Below are 17,035 nucleotides of genomic sequence, written 5' to 3' on the forward strand. Positions count from 1 at the left end.
GATTATATGAATTAAAGATTATAGATAATTAATTTTTTTAAAAAAATTAAAAACATATGGCAAAAATACTTGGAATTGATTTAGGAACAACTAATTCGGTGGTGGCAATCACAGAAGGCGGCCAGCCCCGAGTTTTGGAGAATAAAGAAGGTTCAAGATTAACTCCTTCAGTGGTGGCGATTTCCAAAGCCGGCGAGCGTTTGATTGGAATCACGGCTAAAAGGCAAGCCGCGGTTAATCCCCAGAACACGATTTTTTCAGTGAAAAGATTAATCGGCCGGCATTTTTCTGATTCGGTGATTCAGAGTGATAAGAAAATGCTGCCTTATGAGATTACTGAAGCCAATAATGGCGGAGTTGAGGTTAAGATGGGAGAGAAAAACTATAAACCAGAAGAGATCTCAGCCATGGTTTTAAGCAAACTTAAACAGGATGCTGAAGATAAGTTGGGAGAAAAAATTGAAGAAGCGATCATTACTTGCCCGGCTTATTTTGATGATTCCCAAAGGGCCGCGACCAAAGCCGCCGGAGAGATTGCCGGTTTCAAAGTCAAACGGGTTCTGCCCGAACCAACTGCTGCGGCTTTGGCTTATGGGTTTAACAAAAGAAAAAACGAGCAAATTTTGGTTTATGATTTTGGCGGCGGCACTTTTGACATTTCAGTATTGGAGATTGGCGACGACGTGATTGAGGTTAAGGGAATTGGCGGGGATTCTCACTTGGGCGGCGACGATTTTGACCAGAGAATTATTGATTTCATTGTCGCTGAATATAAAAAGCAAGAAGGAATTGATCTGTCAAAAGATAGCTTGGCTTTGCAGCGCTTGAAAGAAGTGGCAGAAAAAGCTAAACACGAGCTTTCAACCATGTTTGAGACCGAGATTAACCTGCCTTTTGTCACCTCTGATGCTTCCGGCCCGAAACACCTTCTAATGAAGTTTTCCCGGTCCCAGTTAGAAGATCTGGTCAGGGATTATATAGAAAAGTCAATTCAGCTGGTTGACCAAACTTTAAAAGAGATAAAATTAAAACCCGAAGAGATTGAAGAAGTCGTTTTGGTTGGCGGTCAGACCCGAATGCCGGCAATGCAAGAAGCAGTGAAGAAATATTTTGGCAAAGAACCGCACAAAGATATCAATCCGGATGAAGTGGTAGCAATTGGTGCCGCAGTCCAAGCCGGGATTCTTCAGGGCGAAGTTAGAGATGTTTTGCTTCTGGATGCCGCGCCGCTGAGTTTGGGTATAGAAACATTGGGCGGAGTTTCCACCATAATGGTTCCCAAGAATACCACCGTGCCAACTGCCAGAACCGAAGTTTTTTCCACTGCCGCAGATAACCAAACCTCGGTTGAGGTTCATGTTCTGCAGGGAGAAAGGCCAATGGCTCAAGACAATAAATCTTTGGGACGGTTTATTCTTGACGGGATTCCGCCGGCGCCCCGGGGCGTGCCCCAAGTAGAAGTCACTTTTGATATTGATGCTAACGGGATTCTTTCTGTGACCGCGGCAGATAAAGCCACCGGCAAAAAGCAGTCAATTAGAATTGAGGGGTCAACCAATCTGTCCCAAGAAGACATTGAAAAGATGAGAAAAGAAGCCGAGCTCCATCAGGAAGAAGACAAGAAAAAGAAAGAGTTAATTGAGGCAAGAAACTTGGCCGATAATTTGATTTATCAAACAGAAAAGTCTTTGCGCGACTGGGGGGACAAGATAGCCGAGGAGCTAAAAAAACAGTTAGAAGCAAAAACCGAAGAGCTGAAAAAAATAAAAGAAACCGATGATTTGCTTGCCATTAAAACCAAGACCGAAGAGCTGACTAAATTGCTTCAGGAAATTGGAGCAAAAATGTATCAGCAGACTCAAACAAGCCAAGAAAAACCAGAATCAGACCAAAGTTCAGAATCAGATAAAGACCAGAAAAAGAGCGAGGATTAATTTGTTTAGTAGCTTAATCTGATGTTTTTTGTTCGGCGTGGCACAATCGCGTTGAACATGATATAATCAGGACAAAAGATAGATACTGCTGTGTTTGAAAACAAATTAAAAACCAAATTAGTTTCAGTTTCTGACCCTCAAGCAAAAAGCTTATTTTTTAAAAAGGCGTTTTTAATCGCTTTAAACTTGGGCTTGAGCGTTGCGGTGGCCGGGCTGATTCTGCGTTTAACCAATCCGGCTAACAGCTATACTCGGCTGGACCAGATTTTAATGTTAGCAACAGCTTCTGTCTGGCTTTGCGTTTATTTAATCTCTGGATTAGTTTTTTCTTTTGGCGCGGTTTTTGGCTTGAGTTTAGTTGGTTTTGGTTTGGTTTTTGCCCCGTTTTTTCGGTTTGTTGATTTAACGGTTTTCGGAATTTTGCTTGGTTTGAGCTTGGTTTTTGCCTGGTTATCCAGGCAAGCAGGAAAAAAGGTGATTAATAATTCATTAAAGTTAAGTCCGATTCAGATAATTGCGGTCAGCCGGGGCGGGTTAATCTTTGTTTTAAGCTTGCTGATTTCTTTGAGTTTATGGTCAGTCAGGTTTGGCAGCTTATCAGCTCCGGACAAAATTGATTTTATTGGTCTGTTCGGCGGTTTTTATCCGAGTTTTGGCGAAGAGAAAACCGTTGATGAGTTAACCGAGGGTTTGACGGAAAAACAATTAAGCAAGATTTTGGAGACAATGCTGCCTTCTGGCTTGCCTGGTCCCCAAGCCGAGATTATTAAACAGGGGGTTAAGCAAGAAACTAAAACCGGCATTTTAAAGGAAATCAGCAGTTTGGTTGGTCGGGAGATTTCGCCTCAAGAAACAATCTCTCAAGCGATTGAGTCTTCATTTAATTTTTATTACCAAAATTTGCCTGAATCAACCCGGAGAATAATTGATTTTGTGATTCTGGCCGCGCTTTTTGCTTTTTGGTTTGGCATTTTTCAGTTATTCAGCTTTGTTCTTTACGCGGTTTTTTGGCTAATTTTAGAAGTTTTACTGTTGTTAAAAGTGATTAAAGTGAGTATTATTACCGTAGAAAAAGAAGTTCTGACTATATGATTTCCAGATGGTGCCAATTTACTATTTGATGCAGATAAACAAAAATTCTAAATCCTAAATCCTAAATAAATTAAAATGACCAAAATTGAAAATGTAAAACAGTTTAGAATTTGGATATTGGGATTTTGGAATTGTTTAGGGCTTAGATATTAGAATTTAGAATTTATAGACAAGATTTGTAAATTAGCATTATATTATTATCTGTAATCTGTAGATTAGCATCGTATTTTTATGAAGGATTATTACAAAATTTTAGGCGTTTCTGAAACTGCCTCAATCGAAGAAATTAAAAAAGCTTACCGTAAATTAGCCCATCAATATCATCCGGACCGGGCAGACGGGAATGAAACTAAGTTTAAGGAGATTAATGAAGCCTATCAAACGCTTTCTAACCAAGAGAAAAGGCGGCAGTATGATGCCAGGCGGAATTTCGGCGCTGGCGGATTTGATTTTGGCTTTGGCCCGTTTGGGTTTTCCGGCCAAAGCAGTTATGGTTGGCAAAGCTTAGACGATCTGCTTTCCGAGTTTTTCGGCGGCATGGCCGGAGCCGGGTTTTCTGGCCAGTATCAAGGCGGATTTGGTTCAAGAACTAAAACCGCTCCCAAACAGATTGTTCGGTTAAGCTACCAGGGGCCTAAAGGAGTGGTTTTGACTGTCGAGTTGGCCGGAGTTTCCGGTTTGGAGCCAAAACTTAAACAGGTAATTGACGAGTTTTCCCAAAAAATATTCAAGGAGGTAGGATAAGATGAATAAATCCTAATTTTCAATTTACAATTTCTCTGCCAGAGGCAGATCCGCCTTTGGCGGACAATTTCCAGTGAATTTCAATAATTTAATCTCAAATCACAAACACTAAAATTCAGATAAATTTTAATGATTATAATTCAAATTTCTTGAAGTCTGAAAATTTAAAAACTGGAGCTTGATTGAGAATTGATAATTGAAAATTAAAGTTTGCCATGGATCCCGTTAGAAATTCAACGATAATTAAACGAATTAAGTTTTTGATTAAGGCAAAACCGACAACTATCTTCGTATTATTGAATAAAGAATTAACTTGCTTAAATTTCTAACGGGATGGATATTATTTTAGTGATTGTAATTTTGGGGTTTGTGGTTTTGGCGTTTATTTTTGGCTTTGTCATTTATCTGCTTTTAAAAAAACAGCAAGACGACCAGATTCAAAATCAGTCAATCAATTCTTTAGGCGAGTCAATCTCCAAGATGCAGGTTCAGCTGATGGAGCATTTGGCCAATCAATTAAGCGCGGTTAGGGGCAGTTTGGATAATACTGTGGGCAAAAACATTCAGCGGTTTTCCGAAGAGTTTGTTGGCGTTAAAGAAGATTTAAAAAGAGTCGGCGAGATTTACCAAAGCGTTGACAATCTTCAAAAAATCTTTAAATCGCCAAAGCTACGGGGCAACTGGGGCGAGGCATCTCTTGAGCATCTGCTTTCCCAGCACTATCCCAAAGAGCTTTACGACCTTCAGCATATGTTTTCTTCAGGCGAACGGGCCGATGCGGCGTTTAAACTGCCCGATGGCAAGATAATTGCGATTGATGCCAAATTCCCTTTGGAAAACTTTTCCAAACTTCAAGTGGTGGAAACTGATCTGGAGAAAGAAGCAATAGAAAAAACCTTTATCCAGGATGTTAAAGCCCGGATTGACGAGATTGGCCAAAAATACATTTTGCCCTCAGAGGGGACTTTGGATTACGCGATTATGTATGTGCCGGCTGAAGCGGTTTATTATGAGATCGTTAATCCGGCGACCAAAGCAAGCAAGGACGACTTGATTTCTTATGCTTGGTCTAAGAAAGTGATTATTGCTTCGCCAAATCTGTTTTACCTGACTTTAAAAACAGTTGAGCATTGGTTTCGTGATGTTCAGATTTCTAAACAAACCCAAGGTATTTTAAAGAGATTTGAGAGAATCAGAAAAGACGGCGAAAAATTAGCTGAAGATTTCCGGCTTTTGGGCAAGCACCTGGGCAATGCCCAGTCAGCTTTTAACAACACTGAAAAACGGCTTGATTTAATGGTTGGCAAAGTTGACCAATTAACCTCAATTAAAGTTAAAGGCGAGCTAGAAGAACCGGAAGGGGAAAGTGAATGATGAATCAGGAATGATGAATTAATCTCCTTAATATTTTATCAGCGAATAGCGGATTTATACGAATAAATGAATGAAATAAATCAAAAGTCAAAATGACAGATTAAAATGTAAAAAAATCTCAAAATTTGAAAAAATTTAAACCTCTGAAAATTGAAATATTGAAAATTCATTGAAAATTGAAAATTAGAAATTAGAAATTCTTTAGGTTTATGCTAGACACCACCCATGTTTTAACTGGTTTGGTTATTGGCAAGTATCTGAAAAATCCTATCTTGGCTTTTGGCGCTGGAGTTTTGTCCCATTTTGTTTTAGACGCCATTCCTCATTGGGATGGAACAAAGACGCTTAATGCGTCTTTGTTCCGAAGCGAAGCGAAGGTGGGAGAAAAGACTTTTTCAAAGTCTTTTCTCCGCAGTGAGGCGAGCGAAGAAACAAAGAGAGCTGGCGTAGCTTTGTTGCGAGCCGAACAAGGTGGAACAAAGACGCTTAATGCGTCTTTGTTCCGAAGCGAAGCGGAGGTGGAAGGAAAGACGCTTAATGCGTCTTTGTTCCGAGCGGAGCGAGATGGAGAAGGGGGGCTAAATGATGCTGAATGCCGAATAAGATTCACCCGAGAGGGCAAGATTATTTTAGGCCTAGATATCTTAATCAGTTTGATTATTTTTTTATTTCTATCAATCAAAGGCCCGCTCTGGCCCGATTTTCCTAACCCTAATTCGTTATTCATCATTCTTCATTCTAATTTGTCCTGGGTTGCCGGAGTTTTTGGCGCTTTATTGCCGGACATTTTATTATTGGCTTATATTTTTTATCCTTCAGCCAAATTAAAAAAGCTTTCTGTTTTTGAATTCCATAAAAATATCCAAAGAAAAATTCCAATGATTCCGGGGTTGGTCTTTCAGTTAATCTGGATTAGTTTTTGCTTGTATTTTTTTGTTTTATCTTGACAAAAGGGGAAGATAGATTATAATGACTTATTAGCAATCTATATTGTAGATTGCTAATTAAATAATTAACTGATTAAAAGAGTTATGAAAATAAAACCATTATCAGATTATATTCTGATTGAACCATTAAAAGAAGAAAAAACCACTTCTTCCGGGATTATCATTCCGGAGACCGCTTCAGAAGAGCGACCCCAAAAAGGTAAAGTTATTGCCGTTGGTCCGGGCAAATTAAATGATAAAGGCGAGCGGGTAGCGATGGAGATTAAGGTTAACCAAGAAGTGCTTTTCAAAAAGTACGGGCCAGACGAAATTAAGGTCAGAGACGAGTCCGGCAAAGAGGTTGAGTATTTAATTGCCAGAGAAGAAGACATTCTCGCCATTATAGAATAATGGCAAAATTCCCAACTCCCAAATTTCAATTTCCAATTCTCATTGATTTATCAACCTTATATGTTTGGGAATTGTAAAATTGTAAATTTATTGAAAATTAAAAATTGTAAAATTGAAAATTATGAGTAAGCAAATTTTATACAAAGATAAAGCTAGGGAGGCGTTAAAAAAAGGTGTTGATAAAGTCGCCAATGTGGTTAAAGTGACTTTAGGCCCAAAAGGCAGAAATGTAATTTTAGACAAAAGCTATGGTTCGCCAATAATTACCAAAGACGGCGTTACCGTGGCAAAAGAGATTTCTTTGGAAAATAAACTGGAAAATATTGCGGCTGAATTGGTTAAGGAAGCAGCCCAGAAAACCGCTGATATTGCTGGAGATGGCACCACGACTGCGGCGCTTTTGGTTCAGGCAATTGTCAATGAAGGATTTTCTCAAGTTGCTTCCGGATCTAACCCGGTGCTTTTGAAGAAAGGAATCGACAAAGCTTTGGCAAAAGTTTTAGAGATGTTGTCAGAGCAAAGCGTAAAAATAGAGGATAAGAAAAAAGTTGAAGAAGTTGCCTCAATCTCGGCGAATAACGATCCGGAAATCGGCAAGCTGATTGCCGAGGTGTTTAATGAGATTGGCAAAGAAGGCGTGGTTACGGTTGAGGAATCCCAAACCTTAGGTTTGTCTCGGGAAACCGTTGAGGGTCTTCAGTTTGACCGGGGCTATGTTTCTCCTTATATGATTACTGACGCAGAAAGAATGGAAGCGGTTTTGGAAGATCCCTATATTCTGATTACTGACCAGAAAATCTCGGCTATGAACGAGCTTTTGCCGGTTCTGGAAAAGATTATCCAATCGGGCAAAAAGAACATTGTTTTGATTGCTGAGGACATAGAGGGTGAAGCTTTGGCGACTCTGGTGGTCAATAAGCTTCGCGGCACTTTTAATGCTTTGGCAATTAAAGCGCCCGGGTTTGGCGACAGAAGAAAAGAGTTGCTGGAAGATATTGCCGCGATTACTGGGGGCAAGCTGATTTCTCCAGATCTTGGCTTAAAACTGGAAGGCGCAGATTTAAATATGCTTGGCCAGGCCCATCGAGTGGTGGCTAATAAAGACAACGCCACGATAGTTGGCGGCAAAGGCGAAAAAAACAAAATTGAAGAAAGAATCAAACAGATTCGTTCGCTTTTAGAAAAGTCAGAATCAGAGTTTGACAAAGAAAAATACGAAGAAAGGCTGGCCAAGCTCTCCGGCGGCGTGGCAGTGATTAAAGTCGGCGCCGTGACCGAAACCGAAATGAAAGAGAAAAAATTCAGGATTGAAGACGCGATTCATGCGACTCGGGCAGCCCTGGAAAGTGGGATTGTTTCTGGCGGCGGCGTGGCTTTGTTTGATATCAGCCGCGAGTTGAGAAAGAACAAAGATAAGCTTTTTCCGGTTTTTGGCGACGAGAATCGGGGCGTGGAGATTGTTCTTCGAGCTTTGGAATATCCGATTAGAACGATTGCCGAGAATTCGGGCAAATCAGCAGAAGATGTGTTCAATACTTTGGTTAAAGAAGATAGAACCGGTTATGGCTTTAATGCTTTGACTGGCGAGTTTGTTGATATGATTGAAGCCGGGATTCTTGACCCAACCAAAGTGGTTAAATCAGCTATTTCCAATGCTGCTTCTGTGGCTGGGTTAATCTTAATCTCTGACGCGATCGTGGCAGACAAACCAGAAGAAAAAGACAAGCCAGAGATGCCCGGTGGCTATCCCGGCGGAGAAGATTATTAAAAAGAGGGCAAAGCTTATAGATTTAAGATTTAAGAAAACAATATTCCAACATTCTTGAGAATGTTGGAATATTGTTTTTAAGAGATGATCTTGTAAATTTGCTTCTTAAGTAATAAAATGGGCTTTATGCCAGAGTAGTTTCTGCCAGGGGCGGATCCGCCCTTGGCGGGCAGTGTATTTCTTGAAACAAAACATTATCTTTTGCCGAGATAGCTCAGTTGGCAGAGCACGCCCTTGGTAAGGGCGAGGTCCCGGGTTCAAGTCCCGGTCTCGGCTCAAAATTTGCTAATCGCTAATAGCAAATGGCGAATAGCAAATAATTTTCCTGCCGAAGGTCTCTCCGAGAGAAATAAAATAACTGTTGAAATATTGCTAATATTTAATAAATAGTTTAGAATCTGGAATTAATATTTAGAGTTTATAGAATTTATGGAACCCCGCTCTTATTTTGCGGGAAGCAGAGTGTCGGTTCGCTGGGTTAAAAAGGTTTGTGGCTATCCGCCAGCCGCGAGCCGAGAAAATTAAACAAAATTGGTCATAAGTAATTAATTTTTATTGAGCGTTAACGGACGGCAAAATAAGAGCGGGGTGCTCATTTTTGTAGCCAATCGCCGCGCTCTTGGACAAAAATGGCAAAAAAAGGCGCAAAAAAATCAAAATATTCAGAAAACTTGATTAAGTTCCAGTGCCAGGAATGTAAGATGTTTAATTATTATTCCCGGAAAAACAAAAAACTGGTAGAAAGGAAGCTGGAATACAAAAAGTTTTGTAAGCACTGCCGCAAGCACACTTTGCACAAAGAAACCAAGAAAAAGTAGGCCACTTGGCGGAATTTTCAATTGTTCTGACTTCACCAGATTTTGTCGTAGCTACGCTAGATCTCGCATAGCGAGACATAGCGAGACAATTTTCAATTTTCAATGGAATTGGCTTGTTTTAAGTTTTGTTTTATAATACTGTTTAGAATTAAAAGTTAGTAATTACTAATTAGAAATTAGGAATTATTCCCTTGGGGGCTTGGTGTAGTGGTAACACAACGGTCTCCAAAACCGTTGACGAGGGTTCGATTCCTTCAGCCCCTGCTTTAATGTTTAATAACTTCTCTACCAACCAAGAATTAGTTGGTCATTTGAAATCTATCGGGGTTTTGAAAACTCCTCTGATTATCTCTGCGTTTGAAAAGATTGACCGGAAAGATTTTGTCCCCAAACAGTTTGAAAATGAAGCTTATGGAGATTATCCTTTGTCAATTGGTCAAGGTCAGACGATTTCCCAACCCTACACCGTGGCATTTATGCTGGAGTTATTACAACCTCAGCCAGGAGAAAAAATCTTAGATATTGGTGCTGGGTCAGGATGGACTACCGCTCTTTTGGCTTATATAATAAGCCAACAAGGCAGCACCAATTACCAATTACTCCGCCGGGGGCGGATCCGCGCTTGGCGGACAATTTCCAAAGAAATCCCAATATCCAATAATCAAAATGAATTAGGCAAGGTTTATGCGATAGAAGTTATTCCAGAATTATGTGAATTTGGAGCGCAAAATTGCAACAAGTATAAATTTGTCTCTGATGGGGTAGCTAAGTTTTTTTGCCAGGACGGGAATCTGGGTTTAAAAGATTACGCTCCTTTTGACAAAATTTTAGCCAGCGCCGCTTTAAGCAAAAAAGAGCTGCCCCAGGCTTGGAAAGACCAGCTGAAGGTTAGGGGCAGGATTGTCTGCCCAATAATGAATAGCATTTTTGTTTTTGATAAAATAAAACAAGATAAATGGCAAGAAGAAGAGCATTACGGCTTTAATTTTGTACCGCTGGTGAAGAGGTAAGAAGTTAAATGGTTTCGCGACCAGTATCGGTTTAGTCAGACGTTAACATAAAACCATACTGGCAGGGGAAACCAAAACGATTAAGATTAACATTTTAGTCAGATGGAATTATCGTTAACCAAAGAAAGATTGCAGAGTTTAAGACAGCGTTTAAATAAATGGCAGGAGTGGTTGGATATTGAGAATAAAAAAGCGAGAATTATTGAAATTGAAACCCAATTTTTAGACCCGAATTTTTGGCAAGACAGAGAAAAAGCCGAAATTTTTTCAAAAGAGTTAGGCAAGCTTAAAACTTTGCTTAAAGAGCTTGAGGATAAACAGAAAGAACTGGATGAGCTGGAGATGTTTTTATTTATTGCTGATAAGGAAAATAAAGAAGCCGAGGCTTTGGCAGAGATTCAGCCTCCTTTGGAAAAATTAGAAAAAGAAATGGATAAAGAGGAGCTGAAAATGTTTTTGTCCGGCAGATACGATGCCGGTAAAGCCAGCTTAGCAGTTTATGCCGGCGCTGGCGGAGAAGACGCTCAGGATTGGGCAAGAATGCTTTGGGAGATGTACCAAAACTACGCTCGGGCGCGAGGTTGGGAATTTATTATTTTAGATGAACACAAAAACGAGCAAGGCGGGATAAAAAGCGCGGTGGCCGAGATAGTTGGCGATTATGCTTATGGTTATTTAAAAGGTGAAAATGGAGTCCACCGTTTAGTTAGAATTTCGCCGTTTGACGCTGATAATCAGAGGCATACTTCTTTTGCTTTAGTTGAGGTCTTGCCGGAGATAGAAGAAAAAGAATATCAGTTGAAAGAAGACGATTTAGAAATAGATTTATTCCGCTCTTCCGGGCCAGGCGGCCAGAATGTCAATAAAGTAGAAACTGCAGTTAGGATTAAGCATAAACCAACCGGCATTATTGTTTCTTGCCAAAGCGAGCGAAGCCAGGACAGGAATAAGCAAAAAGCCTTGGGCCTTTTGCGGGCCAAGCTTTATCAATTAGCTGAAACTGAAGCCCGCACAGAAAAAGCCGAGATTAAAGGCGAGAAAAAGCAGATTGCTTGGGCGAATCAGATCCGGTCTTATGTGCTTCATCCTTATCAGTTGGTTAAAGACCATCGGACCGAAGCAGAAACAACTCAAGTGGAAAAAGTTTTAGCCGGCGACCTGGATAGATTCATTGAAGCCGAACTAAAAATGAAGTATAATAAATAAATGATGCTAATCGGCGAATTTAATGCTAATCAACGAATATATTAATAAAAGAATTAAGTACTATGATGCTAATATGTGAATGAACACAAATTCTGAATCCTAAGCGCTTAAGCCGGGGGCTGTTCGCCTCTGGCGGAAAATCCTAAATAAATTCAAATGACCAAAATTAAAAATCCAGAACTGTTTAGAATTTAGGCATTGGGATTTTGGAATTATTTAGGGCTTAGATATTAGAATTTAGAATTTATAGATAAGATTCGTAGATTAGTGTCGCGTTTATGTCGATTATTTCTTTTCAAAACGTTTCCAAAATTTACAACTCCCATTCAATTGCGCTGGATAATGTCAGCTTTAGCATTGAAAAAGGCGAGTTTGTTTCTTTGGCGGGCAAATCAGGCGCAGGCAAATCCACTGCGCTTAAGCTTTTAATTGCCGAAGAAAGCCCGTCCAAAGGAAAGGTTTCATTCAACGAGCAAGATGTTCAAAAACTTTCTTCTAAAGAGCTACCGTTGTTAAGAAGGAGGATCGGAATGATTTTTCAGGACTATCGGCTTTTGGCACACAAGACAGCTTATGAGAACATTGCTTATGCGATGGAGGTTGCCGGGATGAGCGATGAAGATATCAACCGGGATGTTGAACAAGTGCTGGAGCTGGTGGCTTTGCCCGACCGGGCAAATAACTTTCCTAAAGCTTTGTCCGGCGGCGAAAAACAGCGAATTGCAATTGCTCGGGCTTTGGTCCAGCGGCCAGAGTTGATTATTGCTGACGAACCAACCGGGAATTTAGATCCGATCAACACCTGGGAAATTATCAAGCTTTTGGTTAAAATTAACGAACTGGGAACAACCGTGATTTTAGCCACTCACGATAAAGAAATCGTTGACTCCTTGGAAAAAAGGGTGATTATTTTAGACCGCGGCAAAATTATTAAAGACGAGCAAAAAGGAAAGTATATTATTACCTAATTTTCAATTTTCATTGAATTTTCCCGTCAGGGGCGGATCCGCCTCTGGCGGGCAATGATTCAATCTTTGAAAATTAGGGGATTGATAGCTGATTGGGAATTGTGAATTGGTAATTAGCAATTTTAAACCATGATTTTAGTTTCATTAAAAAGAATATTTAAAGCTGGTTGGCAGAGTTTTTCCCGGAATCTTTGGTTGTCAGCCGCGACCATCGGCATTATGGCAGTGACTTTGTTTGTTTTTTCCAATCTGATTTTATTTGATTTTTTTACTGACGAGGTGGTCAGAATGATTAGAGATAAAATTGACTTGTCAATCTATTTCAGCGCTAATGTTGACGAAAGCGAGATTTTTAAAGTTCGGGATATTTTAAAACAGCTGCCCGAAGTGGAGCGGGTTGAGTATATCTCCCGGGAAAAAGCTTTGGAGATATTTTCAGAAAAACACCAAAGTAACGAAGTGGTCAGGCGGGCATTAGAAGAATTAGGCACCAATCCCTTGCAAGCATCGTTAAATATCAAAGCCAAACAGGGTCAGTCTTATGAACCGATAGTGGCTTTTGTTGAGGGCGCGCCCTTTAAAGATTCAATCAGTAAGATTAACTTTACTGAAAACAAATTGATTATTGAGCGGCTGAATAAAATCGCCAGCGGTATCCAAAAGTTTGGCCTGGGAGCGATTATTGTTTTTTCCGGTTTGGCGGTTTTGATTGCTTTTAACTCAATTAGAATGGCGATTTATTCTTTCCGTGAAGAGATTAATGTGATGCGTTTGGTTGGCGCTTCGCATTGGTTTATTCGGGGCCCGTTTTTGATTATGGGCTTGGTGATTAGCTTGATTGCTTCTTTGGCGACATTTTTTGTTATCTGGCTGGCGGTTTTGCTGTTAGCGCCCAAAGTCAATGCTTTTATTCCGGACATCAATTTTCAGGTGTTTTTCAACCAAAATTTTCTAAAGCTGTTTTTCTGGCAGACTTTTGCCGGCATTGCGATTATGTTTTTGTCAATCTATCTGGCGTTTAACAAATATTTAAAAGAAGAAAAATAAATTAAAAATATTAAAATAATATGGCATTTTATTCAGCAGAAAAAGATAACGAACTTTTCATAATAGGAGAAGTTAATTGGGGGAATTTTCAACGAATGAGGGCTGAAGCCGGCTATCTATTAGATGAGCTCCAAAACTTGATAGAAACTTTAAATTTAGAGCCAGAAAGAAAATCGGCTTTGACTTTTCAAGCCGGACAGATCTCTGGCATTCTTTTAGTTTTGGGCGCTGAAGATTTGGATATAAAAGAAAATGAGCTTAAAAAATCGATGTTAAAGTCTGCCCGGTTGCTTAAAGATCAGTTTAGAATAGCAAAAACAAATCTGCCGGAATCAGAAGCTGTTTTGTCCTGGCTAGACAAAGTGGTTAATTTTGTCAGTCGGCTTGATGACTTTATTGCGGAAAATTCCGGCGGTTAAGAAAAATAAATTTTCTTTTTAAAATACTTTTAGTCTTGTTTAAGGGCTTCAGCTTTTGTGTCGTGGATTGTCCCCCGAGGATGTTCTGGCGGGGCATAGATTGAGATAATTTTCATTTCTTCTGAACCGGTGTTGATAATATTGTGTTCGGTGCTATGGGGGATGTATAAAACATCATCTTCTTTGATTTCAAATTCGCTTTGATTCAAAATTGCTTTACCTCTGCCGTCAGCAAAGATTAAGATCTGGTCAACATCGGCGTGGATTTCTTCGCCGATGTCTTCATTGGGCAAAAGCGACATCAGAACTATTTGGGCCTTGTTGCTGGTATAAACCTCTTTGCGAAAATAATTATTGTTTTTCGCCTCGTTTAAATTGATTTTAAAGTAAGCCATATTTTTTTAATAATTAATTTTTTGTTATTATAACAGACTTTGATTTTCTATTTTTATCAGTTAAAATAAACTTTGCCTTGTTATTCTTTGGTTGTTCGTTGTCAGTTGATGGTTGTTAGTTAATTTCATTGCGGGGTCGTCTAAAGGTAGGACGTTTGGTTCTGGCCCAAAAAATTGGGGTTCGAATCCCTGCCCCGCAGCACTTCGGCAAGCTTAGCGTAGGTCTCTTCGATTCGCCCAGCGCAAGTGTCATAACTCGCCAGGAGATAATCTTGAATCAAGGATTAAATTGACTAAATTTTTTGAATGTGCTATTCTAATAAATAGAATTTTAGTTACTTATTATTTATGATTGACCGATTAGTTGAGCAAATTCTTCAGCCGCTGCCGAAAAGAACTCAAGAGATTATTTCTAGACGTTTGGGTTTGGAGACTGGCTTTGCTGAAACCCTAGAGGCGATTGGTCAAGATCTAACCATTACTCGGGAAAGAGTCAGGCAGTTAGAATCAGTCGGGTTTAAGCAAATAAATAATACTTTGGCTCAATCGTCAATTCTTGATGATTTTTTTCAGGCAGTTGAAAATCACTTATCCCATTTTCAGGGCCTTCGGGAAGAAAAACGGCTGTTAAAAGAGCTGTCTTATATTTTCAATGACGAAGAGGCCCAGCCATTAAAAATCCGCTTTCTTCTTTTTTTAGACAAGCGGCTGTTTCATTTTGCCGAAGCGGAAGACCATTCTGCTTTTTGGGTAACAGACAAAAAATTAGCCCAAAAAGTAATCTCTCTTGTTAAAAAACTCAATCGGGCAATCAGGAGCAAAAGCGCCCCCTTGCCAGCAGAAACCTTTGAGGGTTTTGTCAAGGGAATGGCTAAGGGTTTGGGCTTAGACAAGGTTCCGGTTGGCATTTTAATGTCTTATGTCAGCTTAAGCCCAAAGATTGCTTTCAGTCCGTTTGGTTATATTGGCACAGAACAGCATCTGGAGATTGCTCCGCAAAATGTCGGCGAAAAAGCTTATTTGATTTTGAAGTCTGCCGGCCGGCCGATGCATTTCCGCGACTTAACTGAAGCAATGAATCAGCATGCCCAGAATGCCAGCGGTTTTCACCCGGTTTGGCAAAAGCAGGTTGAAGCCCAGACGGTCCATAATCAGCTGATTAAAGCGGGGAACTTTGTTTTGATTGGTCGGGGGACTTATGCATTGAGCGAATGGGGATACAAACCCGGAACAGTCAAACAAGTTTTAGTTGGGATTTTAAGAAAAGCCAAACAGCCGATTTCTTTTGATTTAATTGTCAAAGAAGTAAAAAAAATCCGTTTGGTTAAAGAATCAACCGTTTTCATTAATCTTCAGGATAAAAAATTATTTAAAAAATTCCCGGGCAAGAAATATGCCCTTAAGCAGGCAAAACTTAAAGCGGAAGAGGCCTGAGTCGACAAAGCTTTGTTCAGCCAGACAAAAAACAGGGATTTGCTTAGAAACTTTTTTCGTTTTAAAATAAAGCAAGTATGGATTCTTTGCTGAATTTTTTGTTTCCCAATGAGTTCTTGCGCGGCTTGGCCGAAGATTTAATTTTGGTTTTATGGGGCGCTTGGGTTGATTGGTGGTGGCTGGTCTTGCCTCCGGTTTTGTTTTTTGTTGCCCTGGATTACTGGAAGAATTATAAGAAGGAGCAGTTTGTCAGCAAAATTGAATGGGTGGTTTTGGAGCTTCGGGTCCCCCAAGATATTGAGGCAACGCCGAAAACAATGGAGCAGGTTTTTAGTTCTTTGGCCGCCACTGCCAGCTCGCCCGGCTGGAAAGATGAAGCCAAAGAAGGCAAAGTGCCTTTGTGGCTTTCTTTTGAGATGCTCGGGCAGCATAAGCAGGGCGTGTCTTTTTTTGTCAGAATACCAAAAGAGTTCCAGCGCTTGGTTGAAACCCAGATTTATTCCCAGTATCCCCAGGCAGAGATTAGCCTGGCAGAAGATTATATTAAGAGATTCAGTTCTTTGCCGGATAATTATTATGATATCTGGGGGGCCGAGCTGGCTTTAGCCGAAGAAGCAGTTTATCCGATTAAAACTTACCCCTTTTTTGAGGAAGTAAAAGAAGAGAAACGGTTAGACCCATTAGCGCCATTTCTGGAGATCTTGAGCCATTTAAAAGAGGGAGAAGAGATCTGGCTTCAGATTGTTTTGCGCGGCTTGACCAAAGACCAGTCAAAGGCTTTAAAAGAAGAGTCTAAAAAATCAATCAATAAACTGATTGGTAAAAAAGAAGAAGAAAAAAAGCCGGGGACTTTTGGTTTTGCTAAAGGATTGGTTGATGAAACCAAGAATGTGGCGAAAAAATTTGTTGCTGATATTGGCCCAGCTTTGGGCGCTCCGGCTGGCGGCGAAGAAAAAAAAGAGGAGAAAAAAGAAGACCGGCCGTCCTTAATTCAGTTTTTGACTCCGGGTGAAAAGGAAAAAGTGGAAAAAGCAGAAGAAAAGCTTTCTAAAACAGTTTTTGAAACAGAGATCAGGGTTGTTTATGTGGCGCCAAAATCTATTTTTGATAAAAAATCCCATAGCAGCGCGGTTAAATCTTATTTCCGAACCTTTAACTTAGCTCATTTGAACGGCTTTAAAGAAAAAGACGGACCAAAGCATCCATTTTATTTAAAATGGTTTTTTGGCAAAAATCTTGAGTTTCAAGATATTAATAAATTTTTTAAAGCTTGCGCCGGAAGGGAGATTGGCGGTCCGGAAACAAAAGATATTTTGAAAAAATTAATTCTCAATTCAGAAGAATTAGCTACTCTTTATCATTTTCCTTTAACTAAAGTTGAGGCGCCGCGGCTCTACCGATTGCAGACGAAAAAATACGAACCGCCGCCAAATCTGCCGGTGATTTAAGTGAATTATGAATTATGAATAGTGAATCTAAAATAATGAAT

16 protein-coding genes and 3 tRNA genes are annotated in these 17,035 nt (G+C 40.0%); 18 read left to right on the top strand and 1 reads right to left on the bottom strand.

Annotation, left to right across the window (positions count from 1 at the left end):
- Positions 1-56: 56 nt before the first annotated feature.
- The 15 genes from dnaK (at position 57) to AB1721_00710 (ending at position 13,717) form a co-directional block, all read left to right on the top strand.
- Positions 57-1,934, top strand: coding sequence for a molecular chaperone DnaK (gene dnaK / locus AB1721_00640; GenBank protein MEW5805227.1), 1,878 nt, complete (start codon positions 57-59; stop codon positions 1,932-1,934).
- 90 nt (positions 1,935-2,024) lie between these two features.
- Complete coding sequence (locus tag AB1721_00645; protein ID MEW5805228.1) at positions 2,025-3,026, top strand: hypothetical protein; 1,002 nt, start codon at positions 2,025-2,027, stop codon at positions 3,024-3,026.
- Between the two features lie 231 nt (positions 3,027-3,257).
- Positions 3,258-3,770: a DnaJ domain-containing protein gene (locus AB1721_00650; GenBank protein ID MEW5805229.1), complete on the top strand. Its 513-nt coding sequence runs from the start codon at positions 3,258-3,260 to the stop codon at positions 3,768-3,770.
- 333 nt (positions 3,771-4,103) lie between these two features.
- On the top strand, positions 4,104-5,144 hold the full coding sequence (locus AB1721_00655) for a DNA recombination protein RmuC (protein MEW5805230.1): 1,041 nt from the start codon (positions 4,104-4,106) through the stop codon (positions 5,142-5,144).
- A 209-nt stretch (positions 5,145-5,353) separates the two neighbouring features.
- On the top strand, positions 5,354-6,091 hold the full coding sequence (locus AB1721_00660; GenBank protein ID MEW5805231.1) for a hypothetical protein: 738 nt from the start codon (positions 5,354-5,356) through the stop codon (positions 6,089-6,091).
- 84 nt (positions 6,092-6,175) lie between these two features.
- Positions 6,176-6,481, top strand: a complete 306-nt coding sequence (locus tag AB1721_00665) for a co-chaperone GroES (GenBank protein MEW5805232.1) — start codon at positions 6,176-6,178, stop codon at positions 6,479-6,481.
- A 118-nt stretch (positions 6,482-6,599) separates the two neighbouring features.
- Positions 6,600-8,249, top strand: coding sequence for a chaperonin GroEL (groL, locus tag AB1721_00670; protein ID MEW5805233.1), 1,650 nt, complete (start codon positions 6,600-6,602; stop codon positions 8,247-8,249).
- A 203-nt stretch (positions 8,250-8,452) separates the two neighbouring features.
- Positions 8,453-8,525 (top strand) — tRNA-Thr (locus AB1721_00675).
- A 353-nt stretch (positions 8,526-8,878) separates the two neighbouring features.
- On the top strand, positions 8,879-9,067 hold the full coding sequence (gene rpmG, locus AB1721_00680) for a 50S ribosomal protein L33 (protein MEW5805234.1): 189 nt from the start codon (positions 8,879-8,881) through the stop codon (positions 9,065-9,067).
- Between the two features lie 193 nt (positions 9,068-9,260).
- A tRNA-Trp gene (locus tag AB1721_00685) sits at positions 9,261-9,331 on the top strand.
- Positions 9,332-9,336: 5 nt separating this feature from the next.
- Positions 9,337-10,077, top strand: a complete 741-nt coding sequence (locus AB1721_00690; protein MEW5805235.1) for a protein-L-isoaspartate O-methyltransferase — start codon at positions 9,337-9,339, stop codon at positions 10,075-10,077.
- A 102-nt stretch (positions 10,078-10,179) separates the two neighbouring features.
- Positions 10,180-11,283, top strand: coding sequence for a peptide chain release factor 2 (prfB, locus tag AB1721_00695; protein ID MEW5805236.1), 1,104 nt, complete (start codon positions 10,180-10,182; stop codon positions 11,281-11,283).
- A gap of 284 nt (positions 11,284-11,567) precedes the next feature.
- Positions 11,568-12,251, top strand: a complete 684-nt coding sequence (gene ftsE / locus AB1721_00700) for a cell division ATP-binding protein FtsE (protein ID MEW5805237.1) — start codon at positions 11,568-11,570, stop codon at positions 12,249-12,251.
- Between the two features lie 129 nt (positions 12,252-12,380).
- The gene (locus AB1721_00705; protein MEW5805238.1) at positions 12,381-13,298 is read left to right on the top strand and encodes a permease-like cell division protein FtsX; all 918 of its coding nucleotides are present in this window, start codon (positions 12,381-12,383) and stop codon (positions 13,296-13,298) included.
- A gap of 20 nt (positions 13,299-13,318) precedes the next feature.
- The gene (locus tag AB1721_00710; GenBank protein MEW5805239.1) at positions 13,319-13,717 is read left to right on the top strand and encodes a hypothetical protein; all 399 of its coding nucleotides are present in this window, start codon (positions 13,319-13,321) and stop codon (positions 13,715-13,717) included.
- Positions 13,718-13,746: 29 nt separating this feature from the next.
- On the opposite strand, the gene AB1721_00715 is transcribed toward AB1721_00710, so the two are convergent.
- Positions 13,747-14,112 (bottom strand): cupin domain-containing protein, encoded by a 366-nt coding sequence (locus AB1721_00715; protein MEW5805240.1) that lies wholly within the window; start codon positions 14,110-14,112, stop codon positions 13,747-13,749.
- Positions 14,113-14,241: 129 nt separating this feature from the next.
- Between AB1721_00715 and AB1721_00720 the strand changes: the two genes are divergently transcribed.
- From AB1721_00720 to AB1721_00730, 3 genes are all read left to right on the top strand, one after another.
- A tRNA-Gln gene (locus AB1721_00720) sits at positions 14,242-14,312 on the top strand.
- Between the two features lie 148 nt (positions 14,313-14,460).
- The gene (locus tag AB1721_00725; GenBank protein MEW5805241.1) at positions 14,461-15,546 is read left to right on the top strand and encodes an HTH domain-containing protein; all 1,086 of its coding nucleotides are present in this window, start codon (positions 14,461-14,463) and stop codon (positions 15,544-15,546) included.
- Between the two features lie 77 nt (positions 15,547-15,623).
- Positions 15,624-16,994: a hypothetical protein gene (locus tag AB1721_00730; GenBank protein MEW5805242.1), complete on the top strand. Its 1,371-nt coding sequence runs from the start codon at positions 15,624-15,626 to the stop codon at positions 16,992-16,994.
- The last annotated feature ends 41 nt before the right edge of the window (positions 16,995-17,035 follow it).

It is taken from the genome of Patescibacteria group bacterium (genome assembly GCA_040753135.1).
Taxonomy (GTDB): Bacteria; Patescibacteriota; Minisyncoccia; order UBA6257; family Brennerbacteraceae; genus JBFMGR01.

What these genes read in the sequence shown, in the direction of transcription:
- dnaK (MEW5805227.1), top strand. Translation starts at nt 57, where the DNA reads ATGGCAAAAATACTTGGAATTGATTTAGGAACAACTAATTCGGTGGTG.
- AB1721_00650 (MEW5805229.1), top strand. Translation starts at nt 3,258, where the DNA reads ATGAAGGATTATTACAAAATTTTAGGCGTTTCTGAAACTGCCTCAATC.
- AB1721_00655 (MEW5805230.1), top strand. Translation starts at nt 4,104, where the DNA reads ATGGATATTATTTTAGTGATTGTAATTTTGGGGTTTGTGGTTTTGGCG.
- AB1721_00660 (MEW5805231.1), top strand. Translation starts at nt 5,354, where the DNA reads ATGCTAGACACCACCCATGTTTTAACTGGTTTGGTTATTGGCAAGTAT.
- AB1721_00665 (MEW5805232.1), top strand. Translation starts at nt 6,176, where the DNA reads ATGAAAATAAAACCATTATCAGATTATATTCTGATTGAACCATTAAAA.
- rpmG (MEW5805234.1), top strand. Translation starts at nt 8,879, where the DNA reads ATGGCAAAAAAAGGCGCAAAAAAATCAAAATATTCAGAAAACTTGATT.
- AB1721_00690 (MEW5805235.1), top strand. Translation starts at nt 9,337, where the DNA reads ATGTTTAATAACTTCTCTACCAACCAAGAATTAGTTGGTCATTTGAAA.
- prfB (MEW5805236.1), top strand. Translation starts at nt 10,180, where the DNA reads ATGGAATTATCGTTAACCAAAGAAAGATTGCAGAGTTTAAGACAGCGT.
- AB1721_00705 (MEW5805238.1), top strand. Translation starts at nt 12,381, where the DNA reads ATGATTTTAGTTTCATTAAAAAGAATATTTAAAGCTGGTTGGCAGAGT.
- AB1721_00710 (MEW5805239.1), top strand. Translation starts at nt 13,319, where the DNA reads ATGGCATTTTATTCAGCAGAAAAAGATAACGAACTTTTCATAATAGGA.
- AB1721_00715 (MEW5805240.1), bottom strand. Translation starts at nt 14,112, where the DNA reads ATGGCTTACTTTAAAATCAATTTAAACGAGGCGAAAAACAATAATTAT.
- AB1721_00725 (MEW5805241.1), top strand. Translation starts at nt 14,461, where the DNA reads ATGATTGACCGATTAGTTGAGCAAATTCTTCAGCCGCTGCCGAAAAGA.
- AB1721_00730 (MEW5805242.1), top strand. Translation starts at nt 15,624, where the DNA reads ATGGATTCTTTGCTGAATTTTTTGTTTCCCAATGAGTTCTTGCGCGGC.